21 protein-coding genes are annotated in these 22,414 nt (G+C 44.2%); 3 read left to right on the forward strand and 18 right to left on the reverse strand.

Translation table 11 applies throughout. The annotated features are described in order from the left end of the window. Positions 1–14: 14 nt before the first annotated feature. A complete protein-coding gene (locus J7I80_RS00180; RefSeq protein ID WP_483297677.1) occupies positions 15–1,223 on the reverse strand; it encodes a substrate-binding domain-containing protein in 1,209 nt (402 codons plus the stop codon). A 382-nt stretch (positions 1,224–1,605) separates the two neighbouring features. Between J7I80_RS00180 and J7I80_RS00185 the strand changes: the two genes are divergently transcribed. Beyond that, entirely contained in the window at positions 1,606–1,923 is a 318-nt protein-coding gene (locus tag J7I80_RS00185) for a hypothetical protein (RefSeq protein WP_214735431.1), read from the forward strand. Between the two features lie 27 nt (positions 1,924–1,950). Here J7I80_RS00185 and J7I80_RS00190 read toward each other — a convergent pair whose 3' ends face one another. From J7I80_RS00190 to J7I80_RS00215, 6 genes are all read right to left on the reverse strand, one after another. Further along, complete coding sequence (locus tag J7I80_RS00190) at positions 1,951–2,352, reverse strand: VOC family protein (protein WP_214735432.1); 402 nt, start codon at positions 2,350–2,352, stop codon at positions 1,951–1,953. 19 nt (positions 2,353–2,371) lie between these two features. Continuing rightward, on the reverse strand, positions 2,372–5,614 hold the full coding sequence (locus J7I80_RS00195; protein WP_214735433.1) for an ATP-binding protein: 3,243 nt from the start codon (positions 5,612–5,614) through the stop codon (positions 2,372–2,374). Positions 5,615–5,717: 103 nt separating this feature from the next. Further along, positions 5,718–6,272, reverse strand: a complete 555-nt coding sequence (gene lepB / locus J7I80_RS00200; RefSeq protein WP_214735434.1) for a signal peptidase I — start codon at positions 6,270–6,272, stop codon at positions 5,718–5,720. A 33-nt stretch (positions 6,273–6,305) separates the two neighbouring features. Next, positions 6,306–6,923 carry a TVP38/TMEM64 family protein gene (locus J7I80_RS00205; RefSeq protein ID WP_214735435.1) on the reverse strand — a complete coding sequence of 206 codons (618 nt, stop codon included), beginning with the start codon at positions 6,921–6,923 and terminating at the stop codon, positions 6,306–6,308. A 139-nt stretch (positions 6,924–7,062) separates the two neighbouring features. After that, positions 7,063–8,001, reverse strand: coding sequence for an LCP family protein (locus tag J7I80_RS00210; protein WP_214735436.1), 939 nt, complete (start codon positions 7,999–8,001; stop codon positions 7,063–7,065). A 242-nt stretch (positions 8,002–8,243) separates the two neighbouring features. Beyond that, positions 8,244–10,226, reverse strand: coding sequence for a S9 family peptidase (locus J7I80_RS00215; protein ID WP_251027509.1), 1,983 nt, complete (start codon positions 10,224–10,226; stop codon positions 8,244–8,246). 250 nt (positions 10,227–10,476) lie between these two features. Here J7I80_RS00215 and J7I80_RS00220 point away from each other — a divergent pair, with 250 nt between their 5' ends. Beyond that, on the forward strand, positions 10,477–10,866 hold the full coding sequence (locus J7I80_RS00220; RefSeq protein WP_214735438.1) for a YhjD family protein: 390 nt from the start codon (positions 10,477–10,479) through the stop codon (positions 10,864–10,866). Between the two features lie 17 nt (positions 10,867–10,883). Here J7I80_RS00220 and J7I80_RS00225 read toward each other — a convergent pair whose 3' ends face one another. Then, positions 10,884–11,462, reverse strand: coding sequence for a competence protein ComK (locus tag J7I80_RS00225; protein WP_214735439.1), 579 nt, complete (start codon positions 11,460–11,462; stop codon positions 10,884–10,886). Positions 11,463–11,694: 232 nt separating this feature from the next. On the opposite strand from J7I80_RS00225, the gene J7I80_RS00230 reads away from it, so the two are divergent. Further along, the gene (locus J7I80_RS00230) at positions 11,695–11,889 is read left to right on the forward strand and encodes an IDEAL domain-containing protein (RefSeq protein WP_225650507.1); all 195 of its coding nucleotides are present in this window, start codon (positions 11,695–11,697) and stop codon (positions 11,887–11,889) included. A 115-nt stretch (positions 11,890–12,004) separates the two neighbouring features. On the opposite strand, the gene J7I80_RS00235 is transcribed toward J7I80_RS00230, so the two are convergent. The 10 genes from J7I80_RS00235 to J7I80_RS00280 all read right to left on the reverse strand — a co-directional run bounded on the left by J7I80_RS00235 (position 12,005) and on the right by J7I80_RS00280 (position 22,355). Then, the gene (locus J7I80_RS00235) at positions 12,005–13,291 is read right to left on the reverse strand and encodes a M48 family metallopeptidase (RefSeq protein WP_214735440.1); all 1,287 of its coding nucleotides are present in this window, start codon (positions 13,289–13,291) and stop codon (positions 12,005–12,007) included. A gap of 497 nt (positions 13,292–13,788) precedes the next feature. Further along, the gene (locus J7I80_RS00240; protein ID WP_214735441.1) at positions 13,789–14,790 is read right to left on the reverse strand and encodes an aliphatic sulfonate ABC transporter substrate-binding protein; all 1,002 of its coding nucleotides are present in this window, start codon (positions 14,788–14,790) and stop codon (positions 13,789–13,791) included. An 18-nt stretch (positions 14,791–14,808) separates the two neighbouring features. Beyond that, positions 14,809–15,564: an ABC transporter permease gene (locus J7I80_RS00245; protein ID WP_214735442.1), complete on the reverse strand. Its 756-nt coding sequence runs from the start codon at positions 15,562–15,564 to the stop codon at positions 14,809–14,811. Further along, positions 15,548–16,336 carry an ABC transporter ATP-binding protein gene (locus J7I80_RS00250; protein WP_214735443.1) on the reverse strand — a complete coding sequence of 263 codons (789 nt, stop codon included), beginning with the start codon at positions 16,334–16,336 and terminating at the stop codon, positions 15,548–15,550. Before J7I80_RS00250 ends, J7I80_RS00245 begins: the two co-directional genes overlap by 17 nt. 169 nt (positions 16,337–16,505) lie before the next feature. Further along, positions 16,506–16,811: an AzlD domain-containing protein gene (locus tag J7I80_RS00255; RefSeq protein ID WP_214735444.1), complete on the reverse strand. Its 306-nt coding sequence runs from the start codon at positions 16,809–16,811 to the stop codon at positions 16,506–16,508. Further along, on the reverse strand, positions 16,804–17,532 hold the full coding sequence (locus J7I80_RS00260; protein ID WP_214735445.1) for an AzlC family ABC transporter permease: 729 nt from the start codon (positions 17,530–17,532) through the stop codon (positions 16,804–16,806). Before J7I80_RS00260 ends, J7I80_RS00255 begins: the two co-directional genes overlap by 8 nt. 419 nt (positions 17,533–17,951) lie before the next feature. Then, positions 17,952–18,728, reverse strand: a complete 777-nt coding sequence (locus J7I80_RS00265; protein ID WP_214735446.1) for an enoyl-CoA hydratase-related protein — start codon at positions 18,726–18,728, stop codon at positions 17,952–17,954. 162 nt (positions 18,729–18,890) lie between these two features. Continuing rightward, the gene (locus J7I80_RS00270) at positions 18,891–20,447 is read right to left on the reverse strand and encodes a fatty acid--CoA ligase family protein (protein ID WP_214735447.1); all 1,557 of its coding nucleotides are present in this window, start codon (positions 20,445–20,447) and stop codon (positions 18,891–18,893) included. 169 nt (positions 20,448–20,616) lie between these two features. Further along, positions 20,617–21,606 (reverse strand): lipoate--protein ligase, encoded by a 990-nt coding sequence (gene lplA, locus J7I80_RS00275; RefSeq protein ID WP_214735448.1) that lies wholly within the window; start codon positions 21,604–21,606, stop codon positions 20,617–20,619. A gap of 14 nt (positions 21,607–21,620) precedes the next feature. Beyond that, the gene (locus tag J7I80_RS00280) at positions 21,621–22,355 is read right to left on the reverse strand and encodes an MBL fold metallo-hydrolase (protein WP_214735449.1); all 735 of its coding nucleotides are present in this window, start codon (positions 22,353–22,355) and stop codon (positions 21,621–21,623) included. Between the last annotated feature and the right edge of the window lie 59 nt (positions 22,356–22,414).

Genomic DNA, 22,414 nt, shown 5'->3' on the forward strand with positions numbered 1-22,414 from the left:
TATAGACCTGTTTGTTAATTGCGGATCGGCGGGGCTGTTTCTTCTGGAGAGAGCTCACGAATCAGGACTGGAACTGGATAGTCGACCCCATCCTTTTTCTCCAATTTGATAGCGTATAATGCCTGGAGTGCCTGATGGTCTTCTTCCCGGAAGGTCATTTTGCCTTTTGGAGAATCAAAGCTCATTCCCTCCATCGTTTCGATCAATTTCTTGGAATCCGTGTCACCCTCGGTTTTCTTCAACGCTTCGACAATCGCCATCGCGGCTGTCATGCCTCCTGGTGTAAATAAATCCGGCAGCTCACCGTTGAAGCGTTTTTTATGTTCGTCAACAAGCCATTTATTGATGTCATTTTGCGGAAGGTCATGATAATAGACGGTAAAGCCTTCCATGCCGACAAGCGGCTCCATCGTTGCCAGCGCTGCGATATCAGGAGCACCTGTGGAGATTTTGATTCCTTTTTCCTGGACCTTCATATCTGAAATCTGGTTCCATGGAGAATTCGCTCCAGCCCAGACAACAAATAAGTAATCTGGCTTCTGGTCGATGATTTTCTGGATGTTGGAAGTGAAGTCAGTTGCAGCTGGATCTGCATATTCTTCATGGACGATTTCAGCGCCAAGTTTTTCTGCTGCTTCTTTGAACGCTGCGACGCCATCACGGCCAAACGAATAATCCGGAGCCAGAGTCGCGATTTTTACACCATCCTTGGCAATGGCCGCGGCACCCGCAACAGCATCCTGCGAAGAGTTACGCGCCGTGCGGAAAATATATTCATTGAATTCAGAGCCCGTAATGCTGTCCGCTACAGCCGGCTCGACGATCATGATTTTTTCATATTCCTCAGCTAATGGCAGGACTGCTAGCGTGTCACCTGAGCTTGAAGATCCGACCAGGAAGTCTACTTCATCTTCTTCAAGCAGCTTCGTTGCTTTTTGGACTGCTACCTCAGGTTTGGTTTCCGTATCTTCAACGATGAATTCGATTTTTCGGCCCGCTACTTCATTCGTTCCGTCAGTTGCGTATTCTAGTCCTAGCTCGAACCCGCGTAGTGTCTGCTTTCCATATGCTTCAAGTCCGCCTGTTTGCGAAGCCAGCACACCAATCTTAATTGGTTCCGTGTTCTTCGGTTCATCTTTTCCTTCTTTTCCTTCCGTACCGCCTGACTTCTCTGTCCCCGATCCACCGCAGGCACTTGTAAACAACAGGACCAAAATGAGCATAAAAGATAAAACAAAATTCCGCTGACCAGCTTTCATTTCCTTTCCCCCTTTAAAATAGTGATTCCAAAGCCCACAAGCTTTGACATCATCTTAAAAAATGGAAGTTACAAATGAGTTACAGCAAATTGGGTATGTCATGGAGGGCATTGTTGAAGGTGAAAAACAGAGGAGTAGTTAAGAAATTAATAGTGAAATAAATAAAAGGGAACAAGTTCATGAATGCCGTATTTTGTTGTTCATTCCGGCAAATATACTGCAGGCATGATTTATAATTTCCGCCAACCGTAAAATTCCACTTTTATATTTCCGAATAAAATAGTATCCCCTCCTATTTTTATGGCAATAACTTTACTAAATTGCCTAGAACATGGAGGGGATTTCTATGAAGGGAATCTATTTGATCAATGAAAAGATTCATATAAATGGGCACTTGCAGGATGAGAGCGTTGAAATACAGCAAGCGGCCCTGCTGGACTTAATGGATAAAGAAAGTGTAGTTCCTGTAAAATTAAACCCTTATCAATTAAACCAGCATTATACAATCCCGCACGCCCTCTTCTATGATTTAAAGCTGCACAAAAAGCAGATTGATTGTCTGCTGATGTATTCAAATGAGACAATAGCTGATTTTGGTGCAACCTATCCGGCAAGATGGCTGATCCTAAAAAGTTATTTTGACCGCATCCTTACAGTGGCTTAAACGTGACTAACACATGCATCAGCATAGTCAAAAGCCGTCCGTCCCGCCAAATGCAATGCAGTAGCCATCAGGGTCTTTGATGGCAAACTCCTTCCAGGGGCCATTATTCTCATCAACCCATGGCTCAATGGCCATTTGCGCCCCCTTTTCTTTGAATTCATGGTATAACTCATCAAGCGAATTCCAGTCTTCAACATAGCAATATAGGTCGAACCCCTGCTTTTCACTTGCTGCCGGCGGATTAGGCCTCACATCTTTCGGTTCGCTGGCTTGCAGCAGTTTTATTGCCAGTCCAGAAAACCCATCACGAATGGCCCACCAGTCCGTCACCTCGCAGCCTAATACATCAGAGTAAAAATTCCGCGATTTTTCCAGGTCCGATACCAATAAAACCTTTAATGAACTGTGAATCTGTCTTTTGTGCTCCATTCCATTTCCTCCTGTAAGTCTATTGATTATGTCCTTCAATAATCATCTCATACATATGCCTAGTCGGTTCCAGCGGAGTGACTCCCAGTTCCTCCTCCAGCACTTCACTGCATTTTTTATACCATCGTATTGCCTGCGGGCGATTGTTCTTCCGATAATAGCAAAACATCAGCAATCGGTAGGCTTCCTCCCATGTCCTGTCTCTATGGAGGATTTTTTGGCACCAATGAATGGCAGAATCATAGTTTTCACGCCTTACATTCAGCTGAGCGAGCTTTTCGGCACTGCGCAAAAAATATACAAGCAGCCGTTCACGTTCATTGAGGCACCAATCCTCATACCGTCGTTCAGGAAGATAATCCCCGTTATATAAATTCAAGGCACGTTCTAATTCTTCCATAGACTTTTCGGTGTTCTTTTCTTCAAGGCCGGCTTCTGCCCATTCTTCAAAAATACGGGAATCCAGTTCAATTGCTGCCTGAGGGTTAATTCCGTAGCCTGTTCCCTCCCTGATAATGAAAAACGGGGTGGATCTCGCCTTGCGGGCAGGCTCCAGTACATTATTCAAGGCATTCAGAGCAACTTTAAAGTCCCTGTCTGCACTTTTTTCCTCATGGACTGGCCATAGAATCTGGAAAATGTCCTCCTTCATCAGGAACTGGCTTCTCTTCGTCAAGAAAAGCTGGAAAAGCTCTTTTGCTTTCCCCCTCTGCCAATCCCTGTCCTCCACTTCCCGGTCTCCAAGCCAGAGCCTGAATTGACCAAGCGTTTGTACTCTTAATGTATAGCCAGGGTGGGCATTCAAGCGCGGAATTTTCAAATCCTCCAGCAGCTTCTCTGCATATCCGGGCATTATCGAGTGCTTTACTGCTTGAATGAGCATCGGGGCGAAAATTTGCAAGTCCCGGGGACCAAATGTCGTCCGCTTTTTCAGGAAAAATTCATATCCTCCTGTCTTCATCCATTTTAAAAAGCTTGAAAATGCTGTTCTGAACTCCTGCTCGTCATTTAAAGAGAAATAATAATAGGACGTCCAAAACGCTAGCAGCATCCTGCCATATTCATCGCCGCACTGACTGATCAGTCCCTCTGCTTTGCGAAGGTTCTCGAATGCTTCCTTGTGCCTTTCGTTGTAGATTGACGCAATGGCCAGGCATAAGGTAATGAGGGCTGACAGCCAAACATCCTTCACCTGTTCTGTTTCCAGCAGCGCCTTTCTTCCAGCCTCAGCTGCCCTTTCATATTCACGCCTTGATCCATAGAGGATACACAGGCCCATCAGCGGTTCGGCCTTCCCTCTTTCGATGCTCAGACGCCCCATGATATCGAGTGCCGTTTCATAGCATTTTTCTGCCAGAGCCAGGTCATATTGTTCAATCAGCTGGACTGCATGGCCCATCCTGATCCATCCGCAAGCCTCCACAAATGGAGCCTGGATGTCAATCCCATACTGTATCCCTGATTGAGACAAGGTCTTCGCCTGCATGCCATTGCCTGTAAAAGCTTCAATCAATGCCAGCAGCAAATCCGTTTCCCTATGTGATTGCGGCAAATGCTGCTTTTCATCCAGATGCCCATTTGTTTTAACATCATTTAGAATCCTTCTCGTTTCTTCAAATCGGCCGGTCCTTAAAGTTAGCCGGGCTTCCAGGTTTCCATCCTCAATATGGACACCCATCGACCTTGCCCGTTCTATCCATTTTTCTGCCTTCAGAGCCTGCCCGGAATTGATCAGGTTTTCAGCAAGAAGGCGATAGAGCCTTCCCGTTTCCTCTGCAGCAGCATCAAGCATCGCCTCTTCCCGAAGCTCAATAGCCTGAGCTAAAATGCGTTCAGCCTTAAGCGGCTGGATTGTATCAAGATAAATTTTCGCTTTGCCTTCGAGTGCCTTGCTTTTCCATTCCGCATTTCCCATTCTGTCAGCTGTCTGAATTGCCTGTTCATAACATGCTTCGGCTTGCTTGTACAATGAGCGGTAACGGTACACTTCGCCTTCAAGAAATAAAAGTGACCAATAGCGGTTTTTATCTTCCAGCGGGATTCTTGCCAGCCGCTCCTGCAGATTCTCGAGCTTTCCCATTTCGAGAAGCTCCATCCCCTGTTCATCCATAATCGCCGCAGCTGCCTGATATTGGCCAATTTTTTCATAGCAGTATAAAGCCTCTTCCCACTGTCCTTTTTTTTCAAAATAATAGGCACTGTTCATCATTAAAACTCTGTATTGTTCAGGCTGGCTTGTGATCAGCCTGTTCTCGAGGAATTCGCGGAAAAGGGCATGATACCTGAACTGGCTCTCGCCAATCTCTTGAATGAACAGGTTTTTCACAGTCAGCTGCTGCAGCATCTGGATGGAACCGTTCATACCGAGGATATGGTCACATACATCCGTGCTTATTTCTTCAAAGATGCTTGTCTGTTCAAGAAACTGCTGGATCATTGGGGGCTGTTTCGAAAACACTTCATAAACCAAGTATTGAAAAAGATCCTCAAGCGACTTTGCAGGCTCTGCCAGGAGCTCGTCAAGGCTATGAAGATGCGGCAGCTGCTGAGCGATCATTCCAATTGCGATGACCCACCCTTCTGTAATGTGATACAGCTGGTCAATCTGTTCGTCGCTAATAGTCATCTGATAATGATCAGAAAGGAGCAGCTCAATTTCTTCTTTGCCGAAAATCAAATCTGCCTTCGAAATTTCATTTAACTCATTTTTCGCCCTTATCTTAGCAAGTACTTTCCAGCCCGGCTTTGTTCTGGCCGAAATCACAAGATGGAGATGGCCCGGCATATGCTCCAGCAGTTTTTCCATCCAGACATTGATATGGTAGGAATGTTCGATCGCGTGGAAATCATCAAGGATGACAATGATCTGTTCCGGTATCTGAAGGATCTCATTGATGAAAAGTGAAGAGAGCATACCTAGTTCCTCTTCCCTTATATAACGGTCCATTTTTTTCATATATGGTATTAACTCGTGGCCAAAGTCCGGGAACAAGGTTTGAATCGATGCTGTCAAATAGGAAAGAAACGGAAGAATATCGTCATCGGAAGAAGTGATTGTATACCAGCAGCATGACTGTTTCTGGTCTTTGACATGCAATGCCAGAGCCGTGCTCTTGCCATAACCGGCGCCCGCCTGGATAATGGTCAGCGGCTTTTCGGAAATCGCTTTCATTTTCCTCGATAATTTTGCCCGCCTTATCCATTGTTCCTGTAAGCCAGGAACAATTAATTTTGTTTTGATCAATGGCAATGTTCCCTGCATATAATCTCCGCCCTGTTATCATGATAATGTTTTCAGTCTAACATGGACGAAATAAAAAAAGACTCGAAAATTGACGAGTCCTTCCACTTCTCTATATGTATTGTCAGAACGATATATCCATTTCTTCGAGCGGCCAGTATCTAAGATTAACCTTGCCAACGACCTGATCCTCTGAAATGAAGCCAAATTGCCGGCTGTCCCAGCTTCCAAGGCGGTTATCGCCAAGTACAAACAACTTTCCTTCAGGCACTCTTTCAACCCCAGTCAAGTCTTCAATAGTAAAATCGCCTGTCAAGTAGCCTCCGGGGGATTGTTCGCGGTACTGCTTCAAAAAAGGTTCATTCACTTTTTTGCCATTGATGAATAACATATCCTCCCGATATTCTACTTTTTCTCCTGGCAAGCCGATGACCCGCTTCACATAATCCTCTTCCTCATTCGCATGGAATACGATCACGTCAAACCTTTCAAGATCTTCCGTCTCATATCCCAGCTTATTGACTACGACTTTATTTCCGTCCTCCAGAGTCGGAAGCATGGATTCCCCTTCAACTACATAATTGGAAAAAAAGAAAATCCTGATAAAGACAAATATGATCATTCCGAGAGCAAAAGCCTTGATCCATTCAAGACCTTCCCTTTTCATGACTTGTATCATCGACTACCTTCACCACCTGTTATCCTGTTCCTGCTATTTGTCATTATCGTCTTTTCCAACACTCATATTCATCTTTACTTCAATTCTTTTGCCGATATACCAAAGAATGGCGATTACAGCCAGAACGATGGCAGTTCGCGCAGGATTGGTAATCAATGAACGAATATCATATCCTACGAAACTGATCGTAAATATCATCACCATTTTCCCGGTTATTACTGCAAGCATATACTGAGCCATACTGATTTTAGAAAGCCCTGCCACAATATTGACGAGGGCAGATGGAGTGAAAGGGAAGCACAGCATCAGGAAGATTGGCCCAAAACCGTGGCGTTCTATCCAATTCATCCCCTTTTGGACTTTAGGATGACGCTGCAAGAACCTAAGTATTCTTCCCTGGCCGTACCTGCGAAAAATCAAGAAAACGAGCAATGCTCCGAGAACGGCTCCAGTCCAGGAAAAGAGAAACCCAAGCCACAGCCCAAACGCGTTCGCATTCGCCATGACAAATAAAAACAAAGGCAGGAACGGCAAAAACGCCTCAAGCATGGGCAGAAGAATGCCGGGAATCGGCCCAAAAGAGCGGTATTGGCTGAGCAAATCCATAATGTTTTCAATTGTAAACCATTCTTTCATCAGTTCTACATCCATTGAAATCTCCTTGTCCAAACAACTCGGTAATCAGAAACCTGAAATCTTAATAGGCTTCTGACTACCTTATCCTTTTACCTCTTAAAAATAATTGTACACCTCTAATTCTTAATTGGGGAATTTTTAACAACAGCCTATCCTATTTAGATAGAAATTCCTGCAGCGCGGCCCTGTTCTCTTCAAAGTTTATTACTAAAACTGCTCCTGCACCGCTCACCCTCTGATTTTCGAATGAACCCTCTACAGGGATCCTCATTGTTTCGATATTCCGATTGTCTTTTGAAATCAGGCCTTTTCCCATAAATATGATATCGCCTGTATCCATATTGGTATTGACAAACGGTGTCAGGACTCCCACCAATTTAGGGAGTTTCGGCAATGTCTGGATGCTGGCGAACTGCTTGCCGACTTCCTTTATGACATTTTGCTGGCGTTCAACACGGCCAAAGTCACCAACTGCATCCTGGCGAAATCGGACATATCCAAGCAGATGCTTCCCATCCAGTCTCTGTACACCTGGTTCCAGTGTGACACCAATTCCCTCGGACATTCTCTTTTCAACATTGACTTCAACACCTTCAGGGAATGCTTCATCAACCAGACGGACAAACCCCTCAAAATCAACTATTGAATAATATTGAAGGCTGACATCGAAGTTCTCTTTTATGGTCTGCCGCAATAATTCCGGCCCGCCAAGCGCAAAAGCAGAGTTGATTTTATTCTTTCCGTGACCCGGGATCTCCACATACGTATCCCTCATGATTGAGGTCAATTTATAAGATTCTGTATCTGGATTATAGCTGGCGATCATAATTGTATCTGCACGCGAAGTTTCCTTCCCTCTTGCATCACTGCCAATCAGCAGGATATTCGTCAAGCCATTGCTGTCGCTCTCGCCATTGAAATGATACTCCTGTTTGTTTTCTTCCGCTGCCTTTTCTGAATCATTCACCCCGGAACGGTACTGCATATAGGAATACAGCGCTGCTGCTCCGACCAGAAGGAATAACAGCAGAAAAATGCCTGACCACCTGACTCTCTTTTTTCTTTTCTTGTGTTGATGCCTATCAGATCTCATACGAAAAACCCTTCCGATTTATAGGTATTGTTGTAACAGGACTTTTATTAAGTCCTTTTTGTTAACTTGTTGCTTTTGCAATGTTTTGATTCACAGCCGGACTAGTTGATTAGCAACATTAATTCGAAAGCAACACTTTATTACTATTTTCCTTCTTTACCTATAACCTTAAACTTATCTGGAGAATTTTTCAAAAATTAACCCGCGGCATAGAGCATGCCGCGGGTAGTGATTCGTTCATTTTATAGATGGCTATTGAACCAATCAACAATAGACGCCAGCCTGCTCAGGCGCAGATTAGGCTTTCCGCTTCTCGAAAGCTCATGGTTGGATTCAGGGAAGCGGATGAACTTTGTTTCCTTCCCTTGTCTTTTCAAGGCGATGAATAGCTGCTCTGCTTGTTCAATTGGACAGCGATAGTCCTTTTCACTGTGAAGAATCAATAATGGTGTCTTGATTTTATCCACATAGGCGATAGGTGAATGCTTCCATAATGTTTCCAAATCACTGAGGTCAGCCTGTATCTGCCACTCTGTAAAATAGTAACCGATATCGCTGACGCCGTAAAAACTGATCCAGTTTGAAATCGAACGCTGAGTAACGGCTGCCTTGAATCTGTCCGTATGTCCGACAATCCAGTTTGTCATGAATCCGCCATAGCTCCCGCCTGTCACTCCCAATCGATCGTTGTCAATGAAATCGTAATTTTCCAGCGCGTAATCAACAGCATCCATTACATCCTGGTAGTCTCCTCCGCCATAATCCCCGCGCACAGCATTGACGAATTGCTGTCCGTAACCATGGCTGCCGCGTGGATTGATATAGAGGACTCCGTAGCCTTCAGCCGCCAGGACCTGGAATTCATTAAAGTATGAGTTCGCATACATAGCGTGCGGTCCCCCGTGGACTTCAAGAATCAGCGGATATTTCTTTCCTTCTTCGCACCCGGCAGGCTTCATGATCCAGCCGTGCAGCGGGGTGCCGTCACTTGCTTCGAAAGAAATTGGCTCTGACTTCGATAAAGTGACCGACTCCAGGACCTTTTCATTTACGGACGTCAGCTGTTTCATCTCACCAGTGGTTACTTCAAGCTGGAACAATTCTCCCGGCAGCACCGGATTGCTGATGGCTGCAATGATTCTCTGGTTTTTGCGGTCAAGAGTGTACCCATAAACATGCTGCTGGTCAAGAAGTGCCGGATACACTTCGCCCTCAAGGTTCGCAAAATATAAAACGGTGTTTCCCTGGTCGCTCGCAAGGAAATAAAAACTCCCGCTATCTTCGCCCCAGATCAACCCCGGGCTGTGCGCTCCCTGGTGGAAGTCAGCGGCAACAGCGTCACCAACAAGGATATCCATGTTTTCCGTCACGCATTGGATGTTACCCGTCTCGATATCCCGAACCCACAACTGGGTTAGTGTTGCATTTTCAAACCCTCGCTCATGCCCCGTGTAGCCAAGATACTTTCCGTCAGGAGAAAAGACAGCATTCCCGAAGTAGCCCGTGCCATTTGTCAGTTTCGTTTTATTACCTGTCTCGATGTCCATCAGCCATAAATCACTTTTGAAAGAGAAATCGCGTTCAGGTGACTCATCTGCCGACAATACAAGGCTTCTGGCATCAGGAGACCAGCATTGCACATGATAATCCACTTCACCTTTTGCCACAAGCTCTGCCTTGCCATCTTCAAGATTCACGATGACTGTCTGCTTGTACTTTCCGTCCCAGAAACCAGCTGCATCTGATTTATATTTCATTTCCACAGCAACGAACGGTTCAAGCTTCTTGTCATCCTTCTTTTCTTCTGCTTTTTCAAGCAAATCTTCATCAGGCTTCAAGGATACGGAACAGGCGATTCGATCACCATACGGAGACCAGACTGGTCCATTTGCACCATTCCTGAAATCAGTTGCCTGCTTCGCTTCCCCGCCTGCGGAATCCATAACGAATATCTGGTTTTTGCCGCTGCGGTTTGAAACAAAAGCCAGCTTCGTTCCGTCCGGTGCCCACCTTGGGGAATGGTTGCGGTATTCACCGTAAGTCCATTGCTTCGGCTCTCCGCCTTCTTCCATGTCAATTATGTATAAATTAGAGGCATAATCATTTTTACTCTCCAGCATCTCTGTCTGTACAAACACACACTTCTTGCCATCAGGTGAAAACTGAGGGTCAGTAACGGACTTTAATTCAAATAAATCCTCTGCTTTGATAAATCTCTTTTCCATCTCGGTAGCCATCCTTCCAAAGTTAAAATTATTCACTTTATTTATTTCGATAACAGAAATAAATCTCCTGCTTTTATTTTCGAAAAAAGGTCCTTAAGTGCCTCACTTCCCCAACTCTGCAAGTTTCCTTTTGTTTTGGAGAAGATGATAGTGATGAGTAAATTTTTTTACCCTCTTGAAATCCTCTTCAAAATCCAGTACGATAATTACGAACAAATGTTCTTATTTTATACAGAAGGGACAGAGTAAAATGACAAGGATTCCTGAGAAAGACCGTGATATTATGGAGCAGGCTATCTATTTGCCGATGGTATTGGTCGTGCTCAACCGGGATCTTTCTGTCGTTGAAAATAGTCCATTCAAATTAAAGAAGCCTTATTTGGAACTAATTGAAGAAACAATGAAAGCAGTCCAGAAAGAACTCTTCATCGTGAAAAGCTACCTCAAAAAGAATAACCTTAAAGTTGAAGAAGTAAAGCGGGATGACGCCTTCACCATGTTCCTCTTCATCTACAAAGGCTACGAAGAACAGCATAACTATTTCAATCCCCGAATACGCAACAAAGTCCAGGAGCTGATGGTCCACTACCTTTTCAAACGGTTTAAATCCATTGCAGCAGAACAAAAAGAATCCGGCTGAAAAACCGGATTCTTCATTCAGTCTTTATATACCTCACTGACGAGGCTGGCATGAGGATACCCTTGCGTTTCACTGAATTTTGGCCCATGAAGAAGATATAGCGCTTTACGTTCAGTTTCTTTCATCCGCTGCATGAATTTGGTGCGCAGCAGGGATGTCCGCAGCAGCTGGTTTTCAAATGAATGATGGGATACCGGAAGAATCAGGGTTTTCTTATTCCTGAAGGTAACCTGTGTACTGTGAGCATCCACCTTCTTATGGAATAATACATGCTCATGTGAAACCCATATGCAATCCGGTTTTGTAGGTGAGCTTGTAGGCATGAAATAAATGGAGCTTATAGGGTCGATGATGATAGGGGTTTTGTGGGTGATCCCGGTAAGCTGTTTCGTTCCCTCTTTCCTGCCATCGTAACTGCTGCCAAAATATTTGCAGCTTTTCTTAACGATATCTATTGGTCTGAACGGGGATAAATACTCCTCCTCCAGCTCGATCACCCTGGAGTAAATCCTGCTGCCGTATTCTTCAGGAATAATTATCATGGTAAAAGGATTTATTTCGTACTCTTCAACTAAGTTCTTTGTATTACTTGTCATTCCTTCACCTCCTAAAATACCTTATACCCTATTTTACCATAAGTGTTTAAATTTTATTTAATTACAGAAAAAGTTCTATTTTTAGCCACAATTAGTGTCCTAATATAAATTTTCTAAAAATTATAAAAATTTAGTTGATTATCTTTTACATAATCCATATAATATAAAAAAGGTCTAAGAGGTGAGGTCAGTGAAAGAAAAATCGTATTCTGAAACCATGAAGGCCAGTGTGATGAAACGCATTAAAGCCAAGGAATCTTTTGTTCTGGACCTGTATGTTGACATGCTTATTTCCGAAATTCAGCTAAACACCAGAAAAGAAAAGTTGATGTCGAAAATTGATAAAGCAATCGATGAAAGAGACAAAATCCTGTTCTTAACATTGACGGAAGAATTGAAGGATCTCAACAAACAATTTGGCACTTAGATGAGTGATATCCCCTATATAGGGGATATTTTATTATTTTGGAATAAGGCTGATTGCTTTGTTAAATTAGATCCGACCAAAAAAGAAAGCCCTCATTTTGCGAGGGCTTTCTTGGTTAATATTCATCTTCCTGCTCATTCCTCTTTTCCACTTCATAATCCTCGAGTCGGGAAATCCGTTCCAGCATTGTCGGATGTCCATACCGGAAGATTTTCACCAGCCATGGAGGATTTACCTGGCTGCGCCCCGCCTTCGTCAGTTCCTGGAAGGCAGAAATCGCTGCATCTGTGTTGTCCGTCATTTCAATCGCATACCGGTCAGCTCTTGTTTCCTGATAACGTGACACAAGATTGGAAACCGGGCTTGCGGCAAACATGATCATTGAAAGGAACATCAGGAACAGCGGGAATGACCTCAAGTCCCCGGGGTGCTCTAGTTTGAACTCTTTTCCCCATCGCTTGATCGCCCAGTTCATTAGTCTTGAAACAAAGTACAGGCCGAACAAAGAAAGTACCAGATAGCCGGCGATCCCGATATATAAATGCTTCTCCACATAGTGAGCCATTTCATGGGCCATGATGAACAAAATTTGGTCATCGTTCAGCCGGTTTAATGTCGTATCCCAAAGAACGATCCTTGAATTAGATCCAATTCCCGTAACATACGCATTCAGCGCATTTGTCTTTTCAGCCATATCGACTTCGAATACATGATCCGCTGGAATATTAGCCTGCTCCGCAATATCAAGGATTTTTGTCTCCAGCTCTTTATTTTTCAGAGGAGAAAAATCATTGTACAGCGGGTCAATCACAACAGGCTGAAGGAACATGATGAATAATGTGAACGGAACGGACAGCATCCACGCAAACAGCCACCAGAACCTTTTGAACTTGTTCATCAGCCAGTACAGGACAATGACAATGACGAACATCATTGCATAGTTGACCCAGAAATCAATCAACTCATCCTTCATCCAGGAAGCGAAGGTTTGCGTCGATATATTATAGGTCTTGGAAAGCGTATAACTGATGTAACTTAGTGGGAAGGTCGCGATATAAGCAAAGAACGAAAGCCATATTAAATAAATCGCTGTCTGGCCATACTTATTCTTCGCCGTCTCTTCTCCCCATTTCTTAAAAGCTTTTGAAAGTCCCAGCAGAAGAATCAAAAAGTAAAACAGCCACTCGAAGGGTGTAGACAGAAAGAATAATAAATTCCTGATTTTCGAGTATTCCTCACTCAGCATTAATTCTCGTCCATTCAAGAATGTTGCCGGGTCAGCCCTCGAACCTTCGAACTCAAATGGTAGATTACTATCTGCAAAGTAAAATAAATACCAGTACACCGCGAAACCATAGAGCACATAGGCGACCACACCATAAAAACCCATCTTTCTCGCCATAGCTTCTCCCCCTTTACGTACAACCATATCTATAACTATTTTAATCCTTTGTCCAAAAAATAGAACAAGTTATTGCTGGCAGGGGAAATGCTCATCAACTTTTTCTAAATCTTCGACTCCTTCGCCTTTAGGGCACATGTCCAGTCAGCATGTTACCCAATTCTTTGACTCCTCCGCTTTTCGGGCACATGTTCCTTCAACTTGTTACCGAAATCTCCGACTCCTCTACTTTTCGGGCACATGTTCCTCCAACTTGTTACCGAAATCTCCGACTCCTCCACTTTTCGGGCACATGTTCCTCCAACTTGTTACCGAAATCTCCGACTCCTCTACTTTTCGGGCACATGTTCCTATTTTATACGACGGAAATCTCCATAACAGCGATTCAGTTGTCGTAATTCCTAAATTCTACATTTCTTCGTCTATTCTGCCACTTGCTTTTAACAGCAAAAAGGTACCAGGAAAACTCCTGATACCTTTTTCTTTATGCAAGCTTCTTAATTTTTTAGAAAGCTATCGTCAATCAATGTTTTAAAATCTGGTTTATCTTTCAGGAACTTCAATGCGTATGATGAATCCGAGAAGTCCTGGATTGCCTGCGCATCGACTTCATGGGTGAAACCAATTCGTTCCCACGCCAGCTCAACTACATCTTTTTCAAGCTCCTGCCCTGTTGTTTCTTTAATGTCTTTAATTGTTATTTCCTGTGCTTCAGCTGGATTTTCATTAATGAATTTCACAGCATCTTTATGAGCGTTAATAATTTTTTGTACGGTTTCTGGTTTTTCCTCGATCATTTTACCGGAAGTGACCATTACGGATGCAGGAAGCGTTTCGCCGAAGGATACTTCATCCCAACCGATGACGACTTCTGCTCCTGTTTCTTTTTCAATTACCGCTGCCCATGGCTCTGGAGCTACAGCGATATCCACCTTGCCTGCCTTAAGCATTGCCGCGTATTGTGCCGGCTGGCCAGTAAGATGCTTCATTGTTCCGCCGATTCGTTGTGATGTGATTCCCTCTGCTTCAAGGTATGTTTCGTACTGAACATCATGTGTGCAGCCTACTCCAGGGGTGATGAATGTCTTGCCTGCGAAGTCTTCAGCTGAGTTGATCTCGACTCCCTTTCTTGCCAATACCACTGTACCCCCAGTGGAAGCCCCTGCAATGATTTTAACATCTGCACCAGTAGAGTAATTGTTCATCGCCGGTCCAGGTCCCACAAGCCCCGCATCGATTTCTCCTGTTTTCAGCGCAGTCATGAATGACCCGCCCTCAGCAAATGTCTTATACTCGATTGTGGTTCCATCGCCAAGCTGCTGCTCAAAGAAGCCCTTATCTTTTGCCACCATCGCTGGAACGTGGTTGATGTTCGGAAAGTAGCCGATGACGATTTTTTCCTTGCCTGCTGAGGTTGTCGATGAACCGCTTGAACCGCAGCCGGCGAGTACCATCGCAGCTGTAAACAACATTGTTAACATTAAAATAGCTTTTTTCATTAATCTTTCCTCCTTATTTTATGAATCAAGTCCCCAGCGATTAAGCACCGATTTTTCGATGCGCTGGAAGATAAGCTGATCTACGATTGTTCCAATGACACCAATAATGATCATGACGCCAATCACGAGTCCCATATTGCCGAAATCCGAGGCGTAACGGAGCGTATATCCGAGACCTGGGCCTGTGCTTAAAAGTTCCCCTGCCATCAGAGCCCTCCAGGCAAACGCCCATGCCAGTCTTGAGCCGGTTACCACATAAGGGATCGCTGCCGGAAAAATAACCCTTTTATATAAATTCCAGCCTGTCACTCCCATCGTTTTCGCGGCCTTTATAAATAAAGGGGAAACATTTTTGATGCCCACCCTGATATTAAGTGTCATGACAAATGTTCCTCCGAGAACGACTACAAAAATTACGGCCTTTTCATTCATGCCGAACCACATAATTGCGAGCGGAAGCCATACGATGCTCGGGACACTTTGAAATGCGAGGACGATAGTTCCCAGTGTCTCATCCGCCGTTTTGGATTTTGCGAGCAGTACTCCAAGCGCAGTCCCGATTACAAGGGAGAGACCGAGACCAATCGCGAGACGTTTGAAGCTGGCGATCAGATCATAGATCAAAGTTTTATCCTTGAATCCTGTGACCAGTGCCTCAAGGACTTTTTCCGGAGATGGAAGGATGATGGGCATCCACCATTCAAGCTTGCTTCCTGTGTACCAGAATGCAATTATGGCTGCGAAAAATATGATTCTCTTAATGTGCGGATTCATCTGCAAGCTCCTCCCTGATGACTTTGTCGATCTCCTTCTTCAAATAACTCATAATATATTCTTCCAGTTCCACCATCTCTTTTTTATGCTCATGGCGGGGCCTTGGAATCTCTACTTTAATGTCCTTAAGGATCACCCCTGGCTTCGTTCCCATCACAATGATCCGGTCTGATAGTTTAATGGATTCAGAGATGCTGTGAGTGACGAACAAGATCGTTTTCTGAGTTTCTGCCCAGATCGTCTCCAGCTGTTCATGGAGCCGCGAACGAGTTTGTTCATCTAGCGCGCCGAATGGTTCATCCATCAAAAGGATTTCCGGATTCATCGCCAGCGCCCTTGCTATCGCCACCCTCTGCTGCATTCCTCCTGATAGCTCGTGGGGATAGTGGGAAAGGTATTTGCTAAGCTGTACCTTTTGTAATTGTTTTTTTGCTTCCGCTTCGGCCTGTTTCTTTGGCATTTCCTGTTTAAGCGGGAAAAGAACATTCTCCAGGACATTCAGCCACGGGAACAGCGCCGCCTGCTGGAAAACCATCCCTCTGTCCTTTCCTGGTTTATCTATCTTTTTGCCAGAGACAATAATTTCACCGCTCGTTGCCGGAGTCAGTCCAGCCACTATAGAAAGAAGTGTCGATTTACCGCAGCCAGATGGCCCAAGGATCGATACGAATTCCCCTTTATTCACTTCTAGATTAATATCTTTTAGAATATCAACCTGGTGATTATTTTTGTCCGCGTATTGTTTGTGTACATTGCTGATTTCAATAAACAATTTAACCACCCTATTCTAATAAAACTTATTGTTTTAGTCGGAATTAATAAAGTTAATTATAATCTATTCATCCATCTTGTCAACATTTCATTTATTTTTGCGATCAGTCAGCCCGTTTTTATTCAGGTAATCATTTATACATAAAAAATAGACCTGCACATCTGCAGATCTAAAAGAAATAAGAATATAAAGTCAAAACGGAGATCGAACCAATTACGACCACAATGACGTTCGCTCCCATAAAGGCAACGATGAAGGCGGCGGTTGCACCGATTAGTCCGTACCAGATGTCTTCCTGAATGAACAGGATGGCCGGGAAAATCAGCGCTCCCAGTGTGGCATAAGGGACATTTTTGAGGACGCCCTGCAGGAATGGAGGCAGTTCTTTTCCGCGGAACATTACAAACGGAAGCATTCTCGGTATATAGGTAACGATAGCCATACCTATGATCATGATGACGATTTCTTTACTCATCGGTTTCTGCCCTCCTGCCCTTCTTGAATGTTTCAACTACTTCTACAAGAATAGCTGATAGCAAGGTTGCCAGCACGATGGCCCAGCCTGTGGACATTAGTTCAGCCATCGTAAAAATCGAATTGAACGCAGCTGCGAGTACGGCCAGATATACAACTTTCACATTCCCTTTCATCGATGGGACCAACAAGCCCACAAACATGGCATATAACGCGACTGACATGCTCTCCTGGAGTGTCTGCGGCAATCCTGCCCCAATGATGAAGCCTAACCCCGAGAAAACGACCCAGCTTGAGTAAGCAGTTAGGTTCAAACCAAACATATAACGGGCATTGATTGTACCCTCGCGTGTCGCTGCGACTGAAAACGTCTCATCCGTAATCCCGAATGAATAGCCCATTCTCTCTGCTACGGTGTCCTCTTCTGCTTTTTCATTCAAGGACGCAGACATGAGAAAATGGCGGATATTCACGATAAAGGTCGTCAGGATGACTTCAAAGATCCCAATACCCTGGGCGAGGAGGCTTAATGAAATATATTGTGCGGCTCCCGCAAACACGAGCAAGCTCATCATGATGGTCTCGCTAAGGGCTAGCCCCGTTGTCTTGGCAATCAGGCCAAAGGTAAGCGCAACCGGCATATAGCCTATTGCAATACTGATGCCTGATTGAATCCCTCTTTTAAAATCTGTTGCCTGCTTAGCAACCAATGTACTTTCCACTCGCTTCCCGCCTTTCTATTACTATGTATAAATACAAATCCTTTAATCAATTAAAATATATTATACATACTTCCAGTGGCTTGGAAAAGTGTTTCTTTTATCGAAATAATTTATTGCGAAAAATCCCCATGACTGGGAGGCTGCTAAACAAGCATTTGGTCGATATAATTAAAAATGTGGTCGATATATTCGGAAATCCGCCGATATATCACAAACTGAGGTCGATATATTTGAAAATTCGCTGATATATCACAAAATGTGGTCGATATATTTAAAAATCCGCCGATATATTTTCGAAATTACCGTCTTTAAATGAAAGTTTCCGCTAGTAGATTGCCAAAAATGGACGATTTCCTTATTTGCGGTCCAATACATCAGTCTTGGCAGCAAAAAAAACACGGCTAATGCCGTGTTTAGTATTACTTTCCTTTAAATTCTGGCTTCCGCTTCTCGCTGAATGCTGCGAGTGCTTCGAGGCGGTCTTCTGTCGGGATCGTGACTTCATAGGCTTTGCGCTCAATTTGCAGTCCTGTCTGCAAGTCTGCGTTCATCCCCTGCTTGACAGCGTACTTTGCCTGCTGCAGTGCGACAGGTCCGTTGGCCAGCATCATTTCGGCAAATTTCACACATTCATCAAGCAAGCTTTCTTTTTTGACTACTGCAGTAACGAGGCCATAATCCAGCGCTTCCTCTGATTTCAGCCGGCGCGCTGTCAAGATCAGCTCAAGTGCTTTTGCCTGGCCAATCAGCCTTGGCAGCCGCTGGGTTCCTCCTGCCCCAGGAATGATCGCAAGGCTCGTCTCCGTCAATCCCATCTGCGTCCCAGCCGCGGCAATACGGAAATCACATGCCAGGGCGAGCTCCATTCCGCCGCCGAAGGCAAATCCATTGATTGCTGCGATTGTCGGCTGCGGCAACTGGTCAATCATCGTGAAGACCTCGCCAATTTTATAGATGTTCCTCTTTACGTCCTCATCAGACAGTGTACGGCGCTCCTTTAAATCTGCCCCAACACTGAATGCCTTCTCACCCGCTCCGGTAAAAATCACGACCCTCACATCACGGTTGGTCCTGATTTTTTCAATGACCTTCTGCAATTCATCTAACGTATCATAATTAAAAGCATTTAATGCGTCCGGACGATTCAGCGTAACGAATGCTGTATATCCCTCTAATTGAAATTCGATGTTTCCCATACTGATCAACTCCTTCTCCAATTGACATTCTAGCCAAAGCAGCAAATTTCCTGCCCCTTTGTCAGAAAAGCACCAGCGCTTTGATTTACTTCTGGACCAGCTTTCGAAGCCGAGATTACAAAAAAATAGGCAGGCATGGCGCCTGCCTCACAACTGTAAAAATTATTGTTTTTGTAACACCTGGTTTTTCAGTGCTCTTCTTAAAATTTTCCCAGTTGTATTTTTCGGAAGTTCTTCAAGGAACTCGATTGCACTTGGCACCTTGTATTTCGCCAGGTGCTCGCGGCAATATTCGAGCAGCTGATCTTCTGTCAATTCAGGATTCTTGCTGACAACATAGCACCTGACTGCTTCGCCGAAATTCGGATCCGGAACACCGAGGACAGCTACCTCAACCACATCAGGATGATTGTATAATACTTCTTCTACTTCACGAGGATATACATTGTATCCGCCAACAAGGATCAAGTCCTTCTTTCGGTCTACGATGTAGAAATATCCTTCTTCGTCCATGCGGGCAAGATCACCTGTATACAACCAGCCATCCCTGATAGTCGCAGCTGTTTCTTCTGGCATCTTATAATAGCCAGCCATAACGTTCGGGCCTCGGACGATCAATTCGCCAACTTCTCCAGGAGCCAATTCATCTCCCATTTCATTGACAACTTTGTTCTCAACATTCACGATTGAGGGTCCAATTGAACCTGCTTTGCGCGGGCGGTCAAGAGGGTTAAAGCAAGTTACCGGTGATGCCTCCGACAAACCATACCCTTCTGAAACCATTACATTGAATTTGCGCTCGAAATTCTGGAGAAGCGCAACCGGAAGTGAAGCACCGCCAGAAATACACAGTCGAAGTGACTTAAGGTCATCCGGGTTTCCTTCTGGATACTGGAATAGGAAATTATACATCGTCGGCACGCCTGCAAAAACAGTTGCCTCGTATTCCCTGGCAATGCGGAACACTTCTGCCGGGCTGAACTTAGGGACAATCAACAGTGTTCCACCGTTCATCAATGGCGCATTAAGAGCGACTGTCAAACAGAAAACATGGAACATAGGCAAAGCGGTAATCACCTTATCATCTTCATTCATCTTAAGGTAATCGCTTACATCTTTTGCATTGCTATATAGATTTTTATGTGTAAGCATAGCCCCCTTAGGCTTGCCTGTCGTTCCTGATGTATAAAGAATGATTGCGACATCATCATCATTGAGTTCAGGACCCTTGAAATTAAGGTCTCCAGCACCAACGACATGTGTAAACGGTTTCATTTTCGAACCTAAAGAAAGCTTGGACATTTCCTCTTCAGACATCTGGCTTTGGCCTGTTTCCGCAATCACGAAGTGTTCGACCTTTGGCAGAAGCTGATGCATTTTTTCTGCGAGCGGCAGCATTAAATCCAGCCCGACGACTACTTTTACATCGCCATTGTTCAAGATATAGCCGATTTCATCTGCTGTGTAAATTGGATTGATGGGAATGACTGTTGCACCGAGCCTTAGCGCTCCGTACATACTGATGACAAAATGTGGAGAGTTTCCAAGCAACAATGCGATATGATCGCCTTTTTTTACCCCTAGTTTCTCAAGACCAGAAGCAAACTTCGTAACAGCAGCATCAAGCTCTGCATAGGTGCTTGCTTTGTCCATGAAAAAATATGCCGGCTTATTGCCCAGCATTGAGGCCGTGTGATGAAGCTGTGATGAAAGATTCATTAACTCCCTTCCCCCTTTGCGGTGACAAGAGTCACCAAACTTTGTAAAAAGTTTTCTAAATATATTATATTGAAAGAAAATTATGGATTCAAGGAAAATATGTCGAAATTCTAACAATTTTACATTATATAAATTAAAAACGCGGTATGACTACACCGCGTTTCTAAATTTAATATATTAAGTTAATGAAATCTTCTTTAGAAACATTTCCGAAATAATGTTTGATATCCACATCTTCCAACGCAACGGCGATTTGCGATTTCTCGTATTTAAGTCCTGTCAGCTTGTCTTCGATTTCAGTGACATCGCCAACACCGAAGAAATCTCCATAGATTTTGCAATTTTCGATGACTCCCTTATTAACCTCAAAACGGACATCAATCTGGCCAACAGGGAACCGATGAGAATGCTGCAGGTTAAACTTAGGCGATTTCCCATAATTCCAATTCCAGTTCTGGTACCTCTCTTTAGAAAGTTCATGGATATTTTCCCAGTCTTTCTCTGTTAAGACATACTCCGGAATATCATCCAGCCCATCAAAGATATTTTTTAGCAGAAGGGTACGGAATTCCTCAATTATCACCTTTTCTGAGAGGAATTCGGAGATATTCGCAACTCGGCTCCGGATGGATTTGATCCCCTTAGATTCTATTTTGTCTTTTTTAACGTTAAGTGCGGAAACGACGCTTTCGATTTCCGAGTCAAACAGCAGGGTTCCATGGCTGAACATCCGCCCTCTAGTTGAAAATTGTGCGTTTCCGGATATCTTTCTGCCTTCTGCCAACAGGTCATTCCTGCCGCTTAATTCTGCATTGACACCAAGTTTCCTAAGTGCATTCACCACTGGCTCGGTGAACTTCCTAAAATTATGGAAGCTATCTCCGTCGTCCTTGGTGATAAAGCTGAAGTTCAGGTTGCCAAGATCATGGTATACAGCTCCGCCTCCTGATAACCGGCGGACAACATGGATGCCATTTTTCTCGACATATTCCGTATTGATCTCTTCGATCGTATTTTGGTTCTTGCCAATAATGATGGATGGTTCATTTATATAAAACAGTAAGTAAGTTTCATTGATGTCCAGGTTCTTCAAGGCATACTCTTCAATCGCCAGGTTGATCCTTGGATCTGTAATTCCCTTATTATCAATAAATAACATGGTTGAGTCTCCTTTTATAGAATGATTTCGAGCCCTTCCCTCGCAAGGGTAACCGGGCCATTGAAAACTGTTGAAGCTTCCGAAACAAGCTGATCAATTTCTCCGTAATGCGGCAGATGGGTAAGTACCAGTTGTTTAACGTCCGCTTCGGCAGCAAGCTTTCCGTTATCATAGCTGTTCATATGCCCAGCACCTTTGCCATCCTGGTTCCCGTAAAAATTACATTCGGAAAGCAGCAAGTCTGTACCTTGAGCGAATGGGATGAAGTCTTCCTTAAAGGATGTATCGGCAGTATATACCAGTGACTTGCCTCCTGCTTCAATCCGCATCGCATAACAAGGAACCGGGTGGATTGCAGACAAGAATGAAATCGTGAAAGGTCCTATGTTAAGTTTTTTTGCCGGATCATAAGCAATCCCTTTTGTGATGTTTTTATATGTAAGCTTCGCAAACTCTTGTTTGTCCTGGGTATGGCCGAAAATCGGAAGCTGTTGGGACTTTTTCCCCAGGAAGCCCTGTATCAGACGGGCATGCTGTAATACGCCAATGTCTGCGATGTGATCGGGATGATAATGCGACAGTACCAAGGCATCCAACTCTTCTGGCTGAACAAAATTTTGAAGTCTCGCCAGTACACCGCTGCCAAAGTCGATCATTAGCTTAAATCCTTCATGCTCAAGCAAATATCCAGTGCTGGCCTCATTTACCTTCGGATAGCCGCCCCAGAATCCTACTATAGTCAGTTTCATCATTTCCCTCCAATTAACACGCTTTTTCTATCACTATACTTCATTCTGCCCATTTTTTC

The organism is Bacillus sp. ISL-41 (assembly GCF_018613235.1).
Lineage (GTDB): Bacteria > Bacillota > Bacilli > Bacillales > Cytobacillaceae > Mesobacillus.

Excerpts from the sequence above, each read along its gene's own strand:
- J7I80_RS00280 (WP_214735449.1), bottom strand. The coding sequence starts at position 22,355 with ATGAAACTGACTATAGTAGGATTCTGGGGCGGCTATCCGAAGGTAAAT.
- J7I80_RS00245 (WP_214735442.1), bottom strand. The coding sequence starts at position 15,564 with ATGAATCCGCACATTAAGAGAATCATATTTTTCGCAGCCATAATTGCA.
- J7I80_RS00225 (WP_214735439.1), bottom strand. The coding sequence starts at position 11,462 with ATGACAAGTAATACAAAGAACTTAGTTGAAGAGTACGAAATAAATCCT.
- J7I80_RS00265 (WP_214735446.1), bottom strand. The coding sequence starts at position 18,728 with ATGGGAAACATCGAATTTCAATTAGAGGGATATACAGCATTCGTTACG.
- J7I80_RS00270 (WP_214735447.1), bottom strand. The coding sequence starts at position 20,447 with ATGAATCTTTCATCACAGCTTCATCACACGGCCTCAATGCTGGGCAAT.
- J7I80_RS00230 (WP_225650507.1), top strand. The coding sequence starts at position 11,695 with ATGAAACGCATTAAAGCCAAGGAATCTTTTGTTCTGGACCTGTATGTT.
- J7I80_RS00180 (WP_483297677.1), bottom strand. The coding sequence starts at position 1,223 with ATGCTCATTTTGGTCCTGTTGTTTACAAGTGCCTGCGGTGGATCGGGG.
- J7I80_RS00220 (WP_214735438.1), top strand. The coding sequence starts at position 10,477 with ATGACAAGGATTCCTGAGAAAGACCGTGATATTATGGAGCAGGCTATC.
- lepB (WP_214735434.1), bottom strand. The coding sequence starts at position 6,272 with ATGATACAAGTCATGAAAAGGGAAGGTCTTGAATGGATCAAGGCTTTT.
- J7I80_RS00205 (WP_214735435.1), bottom strand. The coding sequence starts at position 6,923 with ATGGATGTAGAACTGATGAAAGAATGGTTTACAATTGAAAACATTATG.
- J7I80_RS00240 (WP_214735441.1), bottom strand. The coding sequence starts at position 14,790 with ATGAAAAAAGCTATTTTAATGTTAACAATGTTGTTTACAGCTGCGATG.
- J7I80_RS00190 (WP_214735432.1), bottom strand. The coding sequence starts at position 2,352 with ATGGAGCACAAAAGACAGATTCACAGTTCATTAAAGGTTTTATTGGTA.
- J7I80_RS00235 (WP_214735440.1), bottom strand. The coding sequence starts at position 13,291 with ATGGCGAGAAAGATGGGTTTTTATGGTGTGGTCGCCTATGTGCTCTAT.
- J7I80_RS00195 (WP_214735433.1), bottom strand. The coding sequence starts at position 5,614 with ATGCAGGGAACATTGCCATTGATCAAAACAAAATTAATTGTTCCTGGC.
- J7I80_RS00255 (WP_214735444.1), bottom strand. The coding sequence starts at position 16,811 with ATGAGTAAAGAAATCGTCATCATGATCATAGGTATGGCTATCGTTACC.
- J7I80_RS00185 (WP_214735431.1), top strand. The coding sequence starts at position 1,606 with ATGAAGGGAATCTATTTGATCAATGAAAAGATTCATATAAATGGGCAC.
- J7I80_RS00215 (WP_251027509.1), bottom strand. The coding sequence starts at position 10,226 with ATGGAAAAGAGATTTATCAAAGCAGAGGATTTATTTGAATTAAAGTCC.
- J7I80_RS00210 (WP_214735436.1), bottom strand. The coding sequence starts at position 8,001 with ATGAGATCTGATAGGCATCAACACAAGAAAAGAAAAAAGAGAGTCAGG.
- lplA (WP_214735448.1), bottom strand. The coding sequence starts at position 21,606 with ATGTTATTTATTGATAATAAGGGAATTACAGATCCAAGGATCAACCTG.